Source organism: Micromonospora sp. NPDC005205, from assembly GCF_040608275.1.
Taxonomy (GTDB): domain Bacteria; phylum Actinomycetota; class Actinomycetes; order Mycobacteriales; family Micromonosporaceae; genus Micromonospora.
Map to the genome: position 1 here is coordinate 32,375 of NZ_JBEXHV010000011.1, position 16,281 is coordinate 48,655.

The following is a 16,281-nucleotide window of genomic DNA, read 5'->3' on the forward strand; positions in this document are numbered from 1 at the left end:
CGCCTCCCGCCTCGCGCGCGGCGGCATCGCTCGCGTCGCCGCACCCCGCCCCGCCGCACTCACGCCCGCCCCACTCCGCGATCTTGCACTTTGTGTTGTCGATTTGAGAGCTGGTGCGCCCTATGTCGCGACAGAAACTGCAAGATCGCGGGAGTGAGGCGGGCGGGGGGCAGGGCGCGTCTCGCGCTACCCGCGTCGCGCGCGTCGCCCGCGTCGATCATGGAGTTGTGGTGCCCCACAAAAAGGGCGCTTGTGGATTCAATGCCCACCACAAGTCCATGATCGACCGGGCTGGGGTGGGGTGGGGTGGGCTTGGGGGTGGGGAGGGGTGGGGTGGGGTGGGTTAGTTGCCGGCTTGGGGTTGGGTTTGGAAGGCGGTGCGTTCGCTCGGCGGGACGAAGTCGCGGATTGGTTGGTCGCGCAGGGCGAAGGCGAGCACTTCGCCGACGGCGTTCACCATCTGGGCCTGCACCGCCTGACCGACCGCGTCCCGGGGATCGTCCGGGTTCGCGGCCATCGAGGCGACCGCGAGTTGCGGCGTGAACGCCACCACCGTCTCCGTCTCGTACCGCTCGGAGCTGCCGGTCTTGCCCGCCACCGGGCGGCCGAGCTTCGCCCGCAGCCCGGGTGCGGTGGCGCCGTCGCAGCGCCCGTACATCGACTGGTCGCCGACCGGGCAGCGGGCCGCGTCGGTGGCCGCCCGTGCCACGTCGGGGTCGAGCACCTGTCGGCAGTCCGGCTTGGCGGCGTCGACCGGTCGGCCGCCCGAGTCGGTGATCGAGACCACCGGCAGCGGCGCGCACCAGGTTCCTTCGGCCGCCACTGTGGCGTACGCGCTGGCCAGGTCCAACGGGGTGGTCGCGGCCACGCCCAGGGTGAACGGACCCCAGTCCTTCGCGCCGTAGCGGGCCAGCTTGGCGTCGGACTCGGCCCGCAGCACGATGCCGAGCCGCTCGGCCATCTCCACCACCCGGTCGGCACCGACCTTCTCGGTGAGCCAGGCGAAGTACGTGTTCACCGAGCGGCCGAACGCGCTCCACATGGTGCGGGGGCCGTCCATCGACGACGGGCTGGCGTTCGCCGGGCACCACCGTCCGTCGCAGCTCGCTGCCCCGGTCACCGGGAAGCGGGTGAGCAACTGGGTCGGCGCCACGAAGTCGGTCGACAGCGGCAGGCCGGACTCCAGCGCGGCGAGCAGGGTGAAGAGCTTGAACGTCGAGCCGCCCTGGTACCCCTCGATCGCGCCGCCGCCGGCGACCAACTGGTTGACGGTGTTCGGTCGGTTCTTCTGCCCGACCGGGTTGTCCGCCACGCTGTAGGAGCGGTTCACCGACATGGCCAGCACCCGCCCGGTGCCCGGTTGCACCACCGCGGTGGGCACCGCCTCGGCCCTGGTCGGCGCGTAGATCTTCAGCACCTGCTCGGTGGTGGCCCGCTGCACCCCCGGGTCCAGCGACGACACGATGGAGAAACCGCCCCGGCGCAGCGTGCGCTGCCGTTCGTCGGCGGTCGCCCCGAACGCGGACTGGCTGCTCCACCAGCGGGTGAACCAGTCGCAGAAGAAGCCCCAGTCGCGGTGCGCGTCGGGCACACCCGTGCAGTCGTTCGGGGTCTCGCTGGGCCGCAGTTGCAGCGGTTCGGCGCGGGCCGCCGCCGCCGCGTCCGCCGGCACCTGCCCCGTCTCCACCAGCCGCTCCAACACGTACGAGCGTCGGGCCACCGCGCTGTCGGCGTCGCCGTTGATCGGGTCGTCGCTGTCCGGCGAGCGCACCAGACCGGCGAGCAGTGCCGCCTGGGCCAGGGTCAGCTCGGCCGGGGAGCGGGAGAAGTACCGCTTGCTGGCCGCCGCGATGCCGTACGCCCCGGCACCGAAGTAGGCGATGTTGAGGTAACGGGTCAGGATCTCGTCCTTGTCGAGTTCCCGCTCCAACGCGAGCGCGTACCGCATCTCCTGGAGCTTGCGGACGGTGGTGAGTTCGGTGGCGGCGTCCCGCTGCGCCTCGGTCAGCCGAGGGTCGTTGCTGAGCACGTTGCGGACGTACTGCATGGTCAGCGTGGAGGCGCCCTGCCGGGTCTGGCCGTCGCGCTTGTTCACTGTGAACGCGCGCACGACGCCCCGCAGGTCGACCCCGCTGTGCTGGTAGAACCGGACGTCCTCGGCGGCCACGATCGCCCGGCGCATGACCGGCGCCACCTCGTGCAGCGGCACGTCCACCCGGTCCTCCTGGTAGAAGGAGGTGATCACTGTGGTGCCGTCGTTGGCGTACAGGTTGGAGCGCTGCGCGGTGGGCGGCGTCCGGAGTGTGTTCGGCAGCTCCGAGTACGGCGTCGACAGGGCGCTGAAGCCGATCCCGAAGACCAGGGCCGCGGGCAGTGCGGCGGCGGCCAGCACCAACCCGGCCAGCACTCCGGCGATCACCACGGTCAGCAGTTTGTCGAGTTGGGCCCGGATCATCAGCTCTCCCCGCAGGAGCCGGTCACGCTAGGACCCGTTCAGAATGACCCGGAACGCCCCTTTGGCCCTGGGTTTTCCCCAAACCCGGAGGAAACTCGCACCACGCTCAGGGCAGCAGCGCGCCGGCCAGCGGGTGGACCGTCTCCTCGATCTCGTCGGCGACCCGGCTGAAGCACTGGTCGCCACGACCCCACGGGTCATCCAGATCATCGGTGGTCAGCGCCGAGGCGCCGAGCCGCGCGTCGTGCGCCGCCGCCACCAGGGCCATCCCCCGGGCGTACACGGCCTCCGGGGTGGCGTCACCAGGCGGCAGCGCGGCGGTGTCCACGGCGGCCAGCAGCCGGCCGAACTCGCCCAGCACGAACGTGCGGGCCGCCGCGTCCGGACGAAGCGCCACCACGTACTCCTGCTGGTCGGCGGTGGCGGTCAGGACCAGGTCGGCGGCGTCGATGTGGTCCGAGCGCAGCTTGCGCGCGGCGAACCCCGCCACGTCCCCACCACGGCCGGTGACCTGCCGTGCCGCCGGCGGGTTCATCTCCTCACCCGCGTGCCAGCCACCCGTGCCGGCGCTGTGGCTGTGCACCAGCTCCTCGGCCTGGGCCGGATCCTGCGAACGCCGGGTCAGCCGCTCCCGCACCGCCAGGGCCAGCAGCCGCTCCGCCATCGGCGAGCGGCAGATGTTGCCCATGCAGACGTGCAGAACAGTGAACGGGGGCACTCAGACCGCCCGACCGTCGACGAGATCGGGAACCACGTCGCGCAGCTTCTCCAACGGGATCGCCCCGGCCCGCAACAGCTGCGGCACCTCACCGGTCAGATCGACGATCGTGCTGGGCACCGGATCCGGGCAGGGGCCGGCCTCCAGGTAGGCCCGCACCGAGTAGCTGAGCTGGTCACGTGCCTCGTCGGCGGTGACCGCGGCCGGCTGGCCGGTCTTGTTGGCCGACGAGACCGCCATCGGGCCGGTCTCGCGCAGCACCTCCAACGCCACCGGGTGCAGCGGCATCCGCACCGCCACCGTGCCAGTCTTGTCGCCCAGGTCCCACTGCAGGCTCGGCGAGTGCTCGACCACGATCGTCAGGGCACCCGGCCAGAACGCCTCCACGAGGTCCCGGGCGGCAGTGGGCAGCGAGAAGACCAACCCGTCCAGGGTGTGCCGCGAGCCGATCAGCACCGGCGGCGGCATCTGCCGACCCCGGCCCTTGGCATCGAGCAGCGCCTTCACCGCGTACGGGGTGAACGCGTCCGCGCCGATCCCGTACACGGTGTCCGTCGGGAGAACGACCAGCTCGCCGTTCTTGACCGCCTCGATCGCCGCGGCGATGCCGCGGTCCCGATCGGCGGGCGATCGGCAGTCGTAGAGCATCACGAGGAGTCAGTCTGCCACGCCGCCCCGATCGGGGCGTGCTGGCCGTCCGCCCGTCGGGACGCGGTCGCGTAGCGGGGACGCCCGGTGAGGTCCAGATGCTCCGCGACAGCGGTGAAGCCGCCGTCCTGGGCGAGCAGCTCGGGCACCGCCGCGCCGTGGGTGTCGTCGTGCTCGACGCCGAACGCACCCCCCGGGCGCAACAGCACCGCCGCCCGGGCGACGACCGGCCGGATCACCACCAGACCGTCCGCGCCGCCGAAGACCGCCTCCGCCGGGTCGTGCCCGGCCACCTCCGGCGGGACCACCACGTCGTCCGGCACGTACGGCGGGTTGCAGAGCAGGACGTCCACCCGGCCCACCAGTTCGGCCAGCAGGTCCGGCGCTGTCACATCGGCCTCGACCACCTCGATCGGCCGGTCCCCCGCCGCGGCGCGCTCCGCCGCGTTGCGCCGTAGCCACACCAGCGCCCCCGCAGACCGCTCAACAGCGATCACCCGCGCCCCCGGCAGCTCCTGAGCCACCGCGAGGGCGATCGCGCCCGAGCCGCTGCACAGGTCCACCACCACCGGGTCGGGCCGCCCCTGGGCCTGCTCGACGCCCCAGCCGGCCAACAGCTCGGTCTCCGGGCGGGGCACGAAGACACCCGGGCCGACCGACAGCTCCAGGTGCCGGAACCCGGCCCGCCCGGTCAGGTGCTGCAACGGCTCACGTGCGGCGCGGCGGCGCGTCAACTCGTCGAGCCGCGCCACCTGGTCGTCGCTCAGGCCGTCGGCGATGGCCAACCGACCCCGGGAAACCCCGAGCACGTACGCCGCCAGCAACTCGGCCTCCACCCGGGCGGAGCCGACCCCGGCGGCGGCGAGGGCGCGGGCCGCTCGGGCCACCGCGGCGGACGGCCGGATGGGGCCTGTCCCTTCGGGGGGGTGTTGCGGCAAAGTACTCACGACATAATCATGAAGCGTCGCGGGCGACGTGACGAACAGGTGCGCCCAGGCGCGCACGACAGGAGGTTGACGGGTGGGCTGGCTCGACCGGGTCGATGACCAGGTTGACGCCCTGACGCACGCCCGGGCGTTGCAGGAGGCAAGCCGCTCCGCGGAGGCGTACGTCCTGCTGGAGCGTGTGATCCGCACCACCGACGACCCGGCGGCGCGAGCGGACGCCATGGTGCAGCGCCTCTCCGCGCTGATCAATCTCGGTCGGACGGCGGAGTTCACCCGGGCCATCGAAGAGGCGTCGGCGGCGGTCCGCGACCTCGCCGAGCCCTATCTGCACGGTCACCTCAACGCCCTTGCCGCGCTCGCCGCGCACCACCAGGGCGCACTGGACCGCTGCGTCATGCACCTCGTCCGGGCGGCTCGGGCTCTGGGTGCCGTCGCCGACCCGGACCGGGACACCGCCTGGGGCTGGCACGACCTGGCCATGGCCTACAGCTACCTCAGCTTCCACGGGTACGCCCTGGGGGCCATCGAGCGGGCCCGGCAGCTCGGGCTGACCGCCGGGATCCCGGAGGAGACGTTCGCCGCGCCGGGCATCCGGCTGCGCAACGCGGTGGCCCTCGACCACAACGGCGACAGCGACGGTTGCCTGCGGGTGCTCCGGGACGTGGCCTCCGACCTGACCCGCTTCGTCCGCGCCGGGCGGGCGGCCCAGCTACGCCCGAGCAGCCTCGCCGCATACGGCTACGCGGCGGCTCGACAGGCCGCGCTCGGCGATCAGGTGGCGACCGAAGGCCCCGAGCCGGCCCGGTTGATGACCCATGGCGGGGACAGCGCCCGCGCCCGCGACCTGCGTCAGCTCGGGCAGGTGTGCCTCGCCGTCGCCGACGGTCGGCCGATCGAGGCGGTCGCCCGACTGGACACCGTCCAGGTCTCCAACGAGACGCTCGGGGCGGCCGAGCCGGCACGGCTGCGCAGCATCGCGTTGACCCGCGCCGGGGACCACCTGGCGGCGCACCGGGCCGACCGGCTGGCGTTCCGGCTCGCCGCGCAGCGCAACGACCGGCTGCGCGACGTCTACATCGACGGCATCGCCGCCCGCATCGACCACGAGGAGATGCGCCGTGAGGCGGCACGCTTCGAGGGCGAGGCGTTGACCGACCCGCTCACCGGGCTGCCCAACCGCCGCCGGTTGGAGCGCTACATAACGGCAGTGGTCACCCGCGGCGATCGAGTGGTGATCGGCGTCTGCGACCTGGACGGTTTCAAAGCGGTCAACACCCGGCACGGGCACCACTCGGGCGACCTGGTGCTGCAACGCATCGCCGGCGTGATCAACCGGGTGATGCGCCGGGGCGACTTCGTGGCCCGCTACGGCGGTGACGAATTCGTGGTGGTGCTGCCGGACACCGGCATGCTCGAGGCCGCCGAGGTGGCCCGCCGGATCGAGGCAGCGGTCCGCCTGGAGGACTGGGAGTCGTTGGTCCCGGGCACCCCGGTCGGGGTCAGCATCGGCTTCGCCGAGGTCTCCGGTGGCAGCGGGCTGCGCGACGCGCTCAGCGTCGCGTTCGAGCAGGCCGACCGCGAGATGCTCCGCGCCAAGACCCGTCCGCGCGCAAGCTGATCACCCCCTGCGGGGTCGATCATGGAGTTGTGGTGCCCCACAAAAGGCCCACGACGCCACAATCAACCCACCACAACTCCATGATCGACCCTGACAGCGAGGGCCGGGGGTTGGGGTCGGGTCAGCGGCGGGTCAGCTCGGTGTCGCCGGCCAGCCGGGCGGCCCGGTCGGCCTCGGTGAGGGCGTCCAGCACCCCGTCCAGCTCGCCGCCGAGCGCCAGATCCAGGTTGTACGCGGTGTAGCCGATCCGGTGATCGGTGATCCGGTTCTGCGGGAAGTTGTAGGTGCGGATCCGCTCCGAGCGGTCCACGGTGCGCACCTGGGCCTTACGCGCGTCCGAGGCGGCGGCGTCGGCCTGCTCCTGGGCGGCGGCGAGCAGCCGGGCCCGCAGGATCCGCATCGCCTGCTCCCGGTTCTGCAACTGGGACTTCTCGTTCTGGCAGGAGACGACGATGCCGGTCGGCAGGTGGGTGATCCGCACCGCCGAGTCGGTGGTGTTCACCGACTGGCCACCCGGGCCGGACGAGCGGAACACGTCGATGCGTAGCTCGTTCTGCTCGATCGTGACGTCGACGTCCTCGGCCTCCGGAAGCACCAGCACCCCGGCGGCGCTGGTGTGGATCCGGCCCTGCGACTCCGTCACCGGGACCCGCTGCACCCGGTGCACGCCGCCCTCCCACTTGAGCCGCGACCAGACGCCGTTGCCACCGTCCGGCACACCCTTGGTCTTGATCGCCAGGGAGACGTCCTTGACCCCGCCGAGGTCGGAATCCTGTGCGTCGATCACCTCGGTGACCCAGCCGTGCCGCTCGGCGTACCGGGTGTACATCCGCAGCAGGTCACCCGCGAACAGCGCTGACTCCTCGCCACCCTCACCGGCCTTGATCTCGACGATCACGTCCTTGGCGTCGTGCGGGTCGCGCGGAATGAGCAGCTCGGCGAGCCGTTCCTCCAACACCGGCAGGGACCCGGCGATGGCGTCCGCCTCAGCCGAGAAGGACGGGTCCTCGGCGGCCAGCTCGCGAGCCGCGGCCAGATCGGCGCGGGCCTGCTCCAACTCGTCGGCGGCCTTGTGCAGCGGCACCAGCTCGGCGTACCGGCGGCCGACCCTGCGCGCGGTGGCCTGGTCGGCGTGGATGGCCGGATCGGCCAACCGCTTCTCCAGCTCCGCGTACTCGTCGAGAAGGCCGGCCAGACGCTCGCTGCTCATGCTGCGGATGCTCCTTCGACGGTGCGCGACGACCGGGCCGGGGCCGGGAGGCCAGCGGCCGGGCGGAAACGGAGGAAAACGCGGACGGCGCCCGCGTCCGGTGAAAAACCGGACGCGGGCGCCGAACGAGGAGTTACTTGGCCTTCTTGGCCTGAACCTTGGCGTACTTCTGCTGGAACTTCGCGACCCGGCCGGCGGTGTCGAGAACGCGCTGCTTACCGGTGTAGAACGGGTGGCAGGCGCTGCAGGTCTCGGCGTGGATCGTGCCGCCCTTGGCGGTGCTGCGGGTCGTGAACGTGTTGCCACAGGAGCAGCTGACCTCGGTGGTCACGTACTCCGGGTGGATGTTTGCCTTCATGTCGCCTCGGTCCTCTCGTTGGTGGTCGCCGGGTCGCCGTCATCGCTCGTCGCGCCGTACGCGACGGGCTCGGGCGTGAACCGGAACCGGTGGCCGATTGACCAGTGTGCCATGGGCCTGAGCCGACCCGGTAATCGGGCCGCACACCTCGTCCGGCATCGTCAACACGTGCCTACCCGTCCGCATTCCCGCCGCTTGGCGGGGCATTCGCGCACCCGGCGGACCGCCGCCAGGTACCCCGACCGGGGTACGCCCGTCGAGCCGGAGGTGGGTCGATGACCCGTCTGATCGCCACCCGGGGACTGCCCGCCTCAGGCAAGACGACGTTCGCCCGCACGCTCCAGCCGTCCGTGTCGCGGGTGAACCGGGACGATCTGCGTCGGATGCTGCACGGCGAACGGCTGTTCACCCAGTGGGCCGAGGCACAGGTGACGGCCGTACAGCAGGCTCAGGTCGAGGCGCTGCTGCGGGCCCGAGCGGACGTCTGCGTGGACGACACCAACCTACGCGCGCGGACCCTGCGCGGCTGGGCCGAGCTGGCCGCCCGCCACGGCGCGGACTTCGAGGTGCACGACTTCACCGACGTGCCGCTGGACGAGTGCCTGCGCCGCGACGCCGCCCGACCGGCCACCGACCAGGTCGGCGCGGACGCGATCCGCCGGCTGCACGAGCGCTACCTTCAGGGCCGGGAGTTGCCGTTGCCGGTGCCGCAGGCTCGCACCGGACGACCCGCCGTGGTGCACCCGCCGTCGACCGAGCCACCGGAGATCGTCCTGGTGGACATCGACGGCACAGTCGCGCTGGCCGTCTCCCGCAGCCCGTACGACATGACCCGGGTGGGTCAGGACCAGCCGAACACGGCGGTCATCGCGGCGGTCCGGGCGATGCACGCCGCCGGCTACGGGGTGGTCTTCTGCTCCGGGCGGGACGCCTCCGCCCGCGCGGCCACCGAGGCGTGGCTGGCCCGGCACGTACGAGTGCCGTACCTGGCCCTGCACCTGCGCGCCGTCGGCGACTCCCGGAAGGACTCGATCGTCAAGCGGGAGATCTACGACCGGGAGATCCGGAACCGCTACCGGGTGGCCGGAGTCTTCGACGACCGCGTCCAGGTGGTCCAGATGTGGCGATCCCTGGGCCTCACCGTCTTCCAGGTGGCCGACGGCGACTTCTGAGGTGTCCGGGGACGGGCCCCGCGCGTTGGGGGCCCGTCCGGACGGTTCACCCGGTGACGGTGATGGTGGCCTCGGCACGCACGCCGTTCACCTCGACCGTCAGGCGTATCGGCGCGCCGGGCCGCACTGCCGTCAGGGTGCCGGTGGCCGGGTCGAACCGGGCGGTGTGCCAGGGGCGCACCCCGGCCGCCGAGCCGACGTGCACTCCCGGCGACGCCGACCAGTCGGCGCTGACCGGTGCGGCCACCCGGACCGTACGCCCGCCGGGCTGGGTCAGCGTGGCGGTGACCGCCACGGGGGTGCCGACCGCGACGCTGGCCGGGGCGGCCACGGTGAGGCGGTCGGCGTGCGCGTGGAACTCCGCGTCCACCCAACGCGGGCCCTCGGCGAGCGGGTCACGACGGGCCCGGTCGGCCTCGGCGGGGGTCACCGGATCCACGCCGAACTCCGTCCAACCGGTGAAGCCGCCCTGGTCGGCAGGGGTGGACGGCGTCTTGCCGGCGTTGCCGTTGATCACGTACGGCACCCCGTCGACCCGGTCGGCGTGGAAGGTGCCGACGTGCCCACCCACGAACAGCGCGCCCTTGCCGGTGCGGTGCTGGAAGTCGGCCAGCCACTGTTCCAGCAGCGCCGCCTCCTTGCGGTCGCCGAGCTGGCTGGCCTGCGCCGGGCTGGGGTCACGCGTCGGGTGGTGGTGCAGGACGACGACCGAACCCACGCGCCGGTCGGTGGCCGCGGCGTCCAGCGTCTCGCGGAGCATCCGTACCTGGTCGAAGCCTCCGCCGCGCAGCGTCCCCGTGGACGAGTTCAGCGTGACGAACCGGGTGCCGTTGTGGTCGAACACCCGGGAGGTGGCACCGAACACGGCAGCGAAGTTGCTGATCGGAGCGCCCATGATCTCGTGGTTGCCGGGCACGTAGTACCAGGGCAGCGCGTCGCCCAACTCCTCGTCGAGAATCCGCCGGGCCAGCGCGAAGTCGGCCGGGTAGGCGGTGTCCACGAAGTCGCCGTTGATCAGGAGGAATTCCGGCCGGGCCGCCAGCACCTCGCGCAACGTCCGCCGGGCCTGGGCGACCAGGTCGCTGTCCGGGTCGGCGGCGACGAACTGGGCGTCGGAGAGCACAGCGAACCGCCACGGCGCGCCGTCCACAGTGCCGTCGCGGACCACCACCCGATCGGTACGCGGGGCCACCTGCGGCACGTCGACAGTCGGGGGCACCTTCGCCACCAGGTCATCGATGATCACCTCGCTGGTGTACTGCGCCGCCGCGTTCGTCTCGGCCACGTAGAAGCGGCGTACCCGCACCGGGTACTGCACCCCGGCCGGCACCGCGAACTCCACGTACCGCCAACCGGTCCAGGTGATCAGTGGGCCACGCAGCACGTGTTGCGTGTCCTGGGCGTCGTGCAGGTGCAGGCTGGGCCACTCCCCGGTGCCGTTGCCGTGGATCCACATCCCGAAGGCCTGCGGTTGACCGGGCACCTCGATCCAGGCGGGCGGGTCGGCGTACGCGGCCCGCGTGCCGGTGGACTGGCTGAAGTCGTACGACATTCGCAGGCCGGTGCCGGTGTGCCCGGGCGCCGGCGCCACCGAGCCGCTGGCACGGGCCTGACTGAACCGCCAGGACGCGGCATCGTCGAAACCGGCTACCGGCACGTCGGTCAGCCCGACGGTGACCGGCAGGACCGCGCTCGTGCGTCCGACGTGAACGGTCACCAGGCCGGAGCCGGCGTCCCGTAACGCGGCGATGGACAGGTTGCCGTCCCCGGTGGGGGTGATCCGCAGCAGGTCCCGGTCGTAGTCGAGGGTGAGGTCGTCCGGCTCGATCGGCGCGGTGTTGCCTTCGGCGTCGTACCCGACGACGCCGACCAGGGCGTCGCTGTCCCGGCCGGTCAGCCCGACCCGCGGCGCGGTGGTGCCGATCCGGGCCAGCGGGCCGAGCACCGTGAGGTTCAGCGAGCCGGTGACCCGCCCCCGTCCGGCGGTGACCGTGCTGGCCCCCGGCGCGGCGGCGTGGAACACGCCGTCACGGTCCACCCGGCCGCGTACCGCCGGGGTCGCCCGCCAGGTGGGGGCGCCGGACGCCGGGCCGTACGTCTCGTCGTAGCCGGATGCGGTGAGAGTACGGGTCAGCCCCGGGAAGACCCGGTCGGGCCGCCCACCTCGCACCGGTGAGACACCCGGGGCGGTGGTGGGGTCGCTGGCCGTCTCGACCCAGTAGCCGGTGAGTCGCCCGCTGCCCTTCGGCGCGTAGATGGCCAGGCCGTTGGGCACGGCCCGCTCGCTGCCGTCGGAGGGGCCGTTCTCCACCTGCACGGTGGGCGAGCCCGGCTCCCGGGCCAGCAGCGTGGACGATCCGCCGCCATCCAGGTTGAGCGCGTGGTGGGCGCCCAGCTCGGCCATCATCCGGCCCATCTCGGTCTGCGTCACGCCGCGGCTGTCGACCTGACGACCGTCCACCGTCAGCATGATCATCTTTCGACCGTCGGCGCTGAACCCGACGGCGGTGCGGGGTGCGAGGGTCGGGTCGGCGATGGCCTGCACGACACCGTCGCGGACCAGGACGTTGCCGCCCCCGACCGCCGCGTGCAGGGTGCTGCCATCGGACGGCTTCGGCCGCCAGGCGACCGCCACCGGGTCACCGGGGCGCAGACCGGCAAGCGCGTCCGCGCCGAGGTCGCGGCCGAGCAGCACGGTGCTGCCCGCGACGATCGGGCCGCTACCGGCCACGCCTCCCACCGCGGCCACCCGACCGCCGGTCACGGTGACCTCGACCACGCGGGCCGCGCCCTCCACGGCACGCTGCCGGGAGTACGTCCCCCACAGCTCGGTGAAGGCGCCGATGCCGTCGGCCTGCACCATGTTGTTGAACTGGGTCAGCGGGACCGGCCCGGTGGGCAGGGTGGCGCTGCCGTCGAAGTTCACCTCGATCACCCGCCCGACCCCGTTGGTGGTGACCGCCACCGCGTTGCGATGACCGCTGACCCCCGACTGGATCAGCTCGCCGTCACGGACGCCGACGCCCTGGGCGGCACCGGAGTTGTTGATGTCGAAGAAGTCGCCGTTGACCGCGGCGACAGCGCGCGACTGGTCCACCGCCTTTCGCAGCGGCTCGGCCCGGCTGACCGCGCCGGAGTTGACGTAGTCGACGGTGGAGCCGCCGGTCAGGTCGGTGGTGAGCGCGTCGGCGCGCAGCCAGCCCTCGGCGTCGTACCGGTCGAAGGACGTCAGTCGCACGCCCAGCGCGACCGGCCGGGTGGCCTTCGTGGTCTCCAGCCCGCCGGCCGGCTCCAGACCACCAGCGCCGGTGGTCGGGGCGGTCGCGACCGTCGGCGCGGCGGACAGGCTGACCGAGCCGGCCGGGCGGGAGGACGCGGGCGGCGCGTCCTCGGCGATGGTGGGTGAGGCCACGGACGGTGAGGCCAGTGTGGGCGGGTCGATGGTGGGTGCGGCGGTGGCCGGCGGGGACAGGGCCAGGGCGAGCAGCGGCGTCAGCAGCAGGACGCCGGTGCGGCGGGCGGATCGTCTGCGGGTACGCATGGACGACAGTCAACCCGGCGATGAATAGAAGTTTCAATACCTGTCGACTGAACCGAAGGAAAATTCCATCGGGCCCGGGAACATGACGAAGGGGCACGGCCGCGATGGCCGTGCCCCTTCGTCGTCACCCGGGGATGGTTACTCCCCCGGCGTCGACTTCGCGATCTGCATCAGGAACTCGATGTTCGTGCGGGACTGCTTGAGCCGGTCCAGCAGGAGATCCATCGCGGCCTGCGAGTCCAGCGAGTGCAGCACCTTCCGGAGCTTGTGGATGATGGCCAGCTCTTCCGGTGCGAGCAGGACCTCTTCCTTACGCGTACCGGACGGGTTGATGTCGATGGCCGGGAAGGTCCGCTTGTCGGCGATCTTCCGGTCCAGCTTCAACTCGGCGTTGCCGGTGCCCTTGAACTCCTCGAAGATGACCGTGTCCGCCATGGACCCGGTCTCCACCAGCGCCGTGGCGATGATGGTCAGCGACCCGCCGTTCTCGATGTTGCGGGCCGCGCCGAGGAAGCGCTTCGGCGGGTACAGCGCCGTGGAGTCGATACCACCCGACATGATCCGGCCGCTGGCCGGTGCCGCCAGGTTGTACGACCGACCGAGCCGGGTCACCGAGTCGAGCAGCACGACGACGTCGTGCCCAAGCTCGACGAGGCGCTTGGCCCGCTCGATGGCCAGCTCCGCCACTGTGGTGTGGTCCTGCGGCGGACGGTCGAACGTGGCCGCGATGACCTCGCCCTTGATCGACCGCTGCATGTCGGTGACCTCTTCAGGCCGCTCGTCCACCAGCACCACCATCAGGTGGCACTCCGGGTTGTTGCGGGTGATCGCGTTCGCGATCGCCTGCAGCACCATCGTCTTACCCGCCTTGGGCGGAGACTGGATGAGTGCCCGCTGGCCCTTGCCGATCGGCATGACCAGGTCGATGACCCGGGTGGTGAGGATGTGCGGCTCGGTCTCCAGCCGCAGGCGCTCCTGCGGGTAGAGCGGGGTGAGCTTGTAGAACTCCGGACGACGCCGGGCCTCTTCGGGCTCCATCCCGTTGATCGTGTCCAGCCGCATCAGCGGGTTGTACTTGTCGCGCCGCTGGTCGCCGCTGTTGCCGCCCTCGCGGGCCGCCCGCACCGCACCGGTGATCGCGTCACCGCGGCGCAGGCCGTACTTCTTGATCTGGGACATCGAGACGTACACGTCGTTCGGGCCGGCCAGGTAACCGGTCGTCCGCACGAAGGCGTAGTTGTCGAGCACGTCGATGATGCCGGCCACCGGGACGAGTACGTCATCCTCGTTGACCTGCGGCTCACGCCCACCGGTCTCGGCACCGGTCTCGGTACGCTCGCCGCGCCCACGGCGACGGTCCCGGAAACGGCTGCGCCGGCCGCGCCGGCCGCCATTCTCGTCGTCGTCGTCGCTGTCCCGCTCGACACGCTGACCACGGTCGTTGCGGTCGTTGCGGTCACCGCGGTCGGGTCGGTCGTTGCGCTCGGCACGATCGCCCCGGTCGGAACGCTCGCCCCGGTCGTTGCGCTCGCCACGCTCGGCACGCTCGCCCCGGTCGGCACGCTCGCCCCGGTCGTTGCGCTCGCCACGCTCGGTCCGCTCACCCCGGTCGGCACGCTCACCGCGGTCGGCCCGCTCGGTCCGCTCGCCACGCTCGGTCCGCTCACCCCGGTCGGCACGCTCGCCCCGGTCGGCCCGGTCGGTCCGCTCGGCCCGGTCGGTCCGCTCGGCCCGGTCGGAACGCTCGGCGCGCTCCGGACGCTCGGCCCGGTCGCGGCGGTTCTCGCCACGCTCGGCCCGCTCGCCGGCTTCCGCCTCGTCGCTACGCGGCTCGGTCGTCCGCGGCTCGGTCGCCCGCGCCTCGGTCGCCAGCGCCTCGGTCGCCCGCGCCTCAGCGGGGCGAGCCTCGGTGGTACGGGCCTCCGCCGTTGCGGTCCGGCTCCGCCGGGTGCGGCTACGGCCCTCGGTCTCGGCGGCCGGCTCGGCCGGCGCCTGCTCGGCACCGCGTCCTTCGGCTGCCGGCCGGTCGGCGGTCTCCCGCACCTCGGCGCGCACTCCCTCACGGGCCGGGGCTGCGGCCGCCGCGACCTCGGCCCGTGGTCGAGGGGTCCCGGCGGCGTTGCCGCCCTGCCGCTCGGAAATCGCGGCGATCAGCTCGCCCTTGCGCATGCGAGCCGTGCCGGAGATGCCGAGCGACGCAGCCAGGCTCTGCAGCTCTGGCAGCAGCATCGCCGACAGACCGGTGCCGCTACGCCGACGACGGGCGGGAGCGGCTGCGGTGGCATCGCCAGCGACGTTGGAAACATCCGACGTCACGTCGGTGGTGTCGCTCAATGGATTCCTTCCCTCGATAGGCCGGGACTGCCCGGAGTCGGAGCTCAGGTGGCCGGGCGGCCTCGGTGCACCCGCCTCGCAAGGACGCGTCGCGGGAGTCTGTGACACAGCAGCCGGTCGGTATCCCGACTCACCAACGTCGGTGAGCAGGTCTCGCCGTCTGCGGCGACCTGTGGAAACTGCGGTGCGGCGTGGGCCTTTGGCAGGGGTAGACGGGCTGACCGCCGAGAGCTTCGGGGGTGCGCCGCCCCGCAGGAGATCGCGTGCTTCGCGGCTGTGCTAGGTCTAGAGCGTAATCAACTCTTCCGACCTGCGGCAACAGGGTCCCGCTCGGCGTGTCCAAGTCTACCCCGTGCGACCCGCGCGCCGCTGACGTCTATCGGTAACTGCCAGATCTCCCAGTCTGTTCCCACTGGGAAGCCCGCCGGAGGCTGACTGAGCGCCAGAACAGTCGGCCCCGCCCCACTGACCACAGCTGCCACATCGGCCGCACGCAACGCGCTGACCAGGGCAGACGTGCCTGGCATCCCGGCTGCGCGGTAATCCTGATGGAGTCGGTCGACGGTCGCCGGCAGCAGCAGGGCCGGGTCCGTGGTGAGCGCGTGCACCAGCAGCGCTGCCCGCCCGGCGGTCAACGCGGCGTCACCGTGCGGCACGGTTGCCGGCAGAGCCGCCCGCGCGGTCGCGGTCAAACCGCGTTCCGCCGGAACGAAAACAGTGAGCCGCACCGCTGCGGCGACAGGCAGCGAAACCGCCCGGGCGCCGCCCGGCTCGGACCAGGCCACAGTGAAACCGCCGAGCAGGCACGGTGCCACATTGTCGGGGTGGCCCTCGATCTCGGCGGCCAGTCGCAGCGCGCCGGCGTCGTCGAGGCGCTGCTCCCCATCGACGACCAGGGCACGGGCCAGCAGCACCCCGGCGACGATCGCGGCGGACGAGGAGCCCAGCCCACGTGCCTGCGGGATCCGGTTGACGCACTCCACGCTCAGCCCCGCAGGGTGGGCCCCGAGCACGTCGAACGCGGCGCGCATGGCCCGCACCACCAGGTGCCGGTCGTCGTCGGGCAGCTCACCGGCGCCCTGCCCGGTCACTGTCACCCGGACACCGCCCGAGGCGACCTCGGCGGCCACGTCGTCGTAGAGCCCGAGGGCGAGACCCAGCGCGTCGAAGCCCGGGCCCAGGTTGGCGCTGGTCGCCGGGACGCGGACCCGGACCGGCTCGGCGGTGAAGTTCGTCGGCACGCGCCCATGCTAGGGCTCGGGACCGACGAACCGGTCCCG

11 protein-coding genes are annotated in these 16,281 nt (G+C 72.4%); 2 read left to right on the top strand and 9 right to left on the bottom strand.

Annotated features, from left to right (window positions below; all coding sequences use genetic code 11):
• Positions 1–343: 343 nt before the first annotated feature.
• The 4 genes from ABZU43_RS20445 to prmC all read right to left on the bottom strand — a co-directional run bounded on the left by ABZU43_RS20445 (position 344) and on the right by prmC (position 4,768).
• Entirely contained in the window at positions 344–2,455 is a 2,112-nt protein-coding gene (locus tag ABZU43_RS20445; RefSeq protein WP_355008068.1) for a transglycosylase domain-containing protein, read from the bottom strand.
• A gap of 106 nt (positions 2,456–2,561) precedes the next feature.
• Positions 2,562–3,173, bottom strand: a complete 612-nt coding sequence (locus tag ABZU43_RS20450; protein WP_355008069.1) for a phosphotyrosine protein phosphatase — start codon at positions 3,171–3,173, stop codon at positions 2,562–2,564.
• Positions 3,174–3,821, bottom strand: a complete 648-nt coding sequence (locus ABZU43_RS20455) for an L-threonylcarbamoyladenylate synthase (RefSeq protein ID WP_091406475.1) — start codon at positions 3,819–3,821, stop codon at positions 3,174–3,176.
• Positions 3,821–4,768: a peptide chain release factor N(5)-glutamine methyltransferase gene (prmC, locus tag ABZU43_RS20460; RefSeq protein WP_355008070.1), complete on the bottom strand. Its 948-nt coding sequence runs from the start codon at positions 4,766–4,768 to the stop codon at positions 3,821–3,823. Before prmC ends, ABZU43_RS20455 begins: the two co-directional genes overlap by 1 nt.
• A gap of 73 nt (positions 4,769–4,841) precedes the next feature.
• Here prmC and ABZU43_RS20465 point away from each other — a divergent pair, with 73 nt between their 5' ends.
• A complete protein-coding gene (locus ABZU43_RS20465; protein WP_355008071.1) occupies positions 4,842–6,386 on the top strand; it encodes a GGDEF domain-containing protein in 1,545 nt (514 codons plus the stop codon).
• Between the two features lie 121 nt (positions 6,387–6,507).
• Here ABZU43_RS20465 and prfA read toward each other — a convergent pair whose 3' ends face one another.
• The gene (prfA, locus tag ABZU43_RS20470; protein WP_355008072.1) at positions 6,508–7,596 is read right to left on the bottom strand and encodes a peptide chain release factor 1; all 1,089 of its coding nucleotides are present in this window, start codon (positions 7,594–7,596) and stop codon (positions 6,508–6,510) included.
• A gap of 133 nt (positions 7,597–7,729) precedes the next feature.
• A complete protein-coding gene (rpmE, locus tag ABZU43_RS20475; RefSeq protein WP_355008073.1) occupies positions 7,730–7,954 on the bottom strand; it encodes a 50S ribosomal protein L31 in 225 nt (74 codons plus the stop codon).
• 275 nt (positions 7,955–8,229) lie between these two features.
• On the opposite strand from rpmE, the gene ABZU43_RS20480 reads away from it, so the two are divergent.
• Positions 8,230–9,126: an AAA family ATPase gene (locus ABZU43_RS20480; protein ID WP_355008074.1), complete on the top strand. Its 897-nt coding sequence runs from the start codon at positions 8,230–8,232 to the stop codon at positions 9,124–9,126.
• A gap of 46 nt (positions 9,127–9,172) precedes the next feature.
• Here ABZU43_RS20480 and ABZU43_RS20485 read toward each other — a convergent pair whose 3' ends face one another.
• From ABZU43_RS20485 to thrB, 3 genes are all read right to left on the bottom strand, one after another.
• Complete coding sequence (locus ABZU43_RS20485; RefSeq protein WP_355008075.1) at positions 9,173–12,667, bottom strand: phosphodiester glycosidase family protein; 3,495 nt, start codon at positions 12,665–12,667, stop codon at positions 9,173–9,175.
• A gap of 138 nt (positions 12,668–12,805) precedes the next feature.
• Complete coding sequence (rho, locus tag ABZU43_RS20490) at positions 12,806–15,001, bottom strand: transcription termination factor Rho (protein ID WP_355008076.1); 2,196 nt, start codon at positions 14,999–15,001, stop codon at positions 12,806–12,808.
• A 296-nt stretch (positions 15,002–15,297) separates the two neighbouring features.
• Complete coding sequence (thrB, locus tag ABZU43_RS20495; protein ID WP_355008077.1) at positions 15,298–16,242, bottom strand: homoserine kinase; 945 nt, start codon at positions 16,240–16,242, stop codon at positions 15,298–15,300.
• Between the last annotated feature and the right edge of the window lie 39 nt (positions 16,243–16,281).

Coding starts and splice junctions, on each gene's coding strand:
- ABZU43_RS20445 (WP_355008068.1), bottom strand. CDS start 2,455: ATGATCCGGGCCCAACTCGACAAACTGCTGACCGTGGTGATCGCCGGA.
- ABZU43_RS20455 (WP_091406475.1), bottom strand. CDS start 3,821: ATGCTCTACGACTGCCGATCGCCCGCCGATCGGGACCGCGGCATCGCC.
- prfA (WP_355008072.1), bottom strand. CDS start 7,596: ATGAGCAGCGAGCGTCTGGCCGGCCTTCTCGACGAGTACGCGGAGCTG.
- rpmE (WP_355008073.1), bottom strand. CDS start 7,954: ATGAAGGCAAACATCCACCCGGAGTACGTGACCACCGAGGTCAGCTGC.
- ABZU43_RS20480 (WP_355008074.1), top strand. CDS start 8,230: ATGACCCGTCTGATCGCCACCCGGGGACTGCCCGCCTCAGGCAAGACG.
- ABZU43_RS20485 (WP_355008075.1), bottom strand. CDS start 12,667: ATGCGTACCCGCAGACGATCCGCCCGCCGCACCGGCGTCCTGCTGCTG.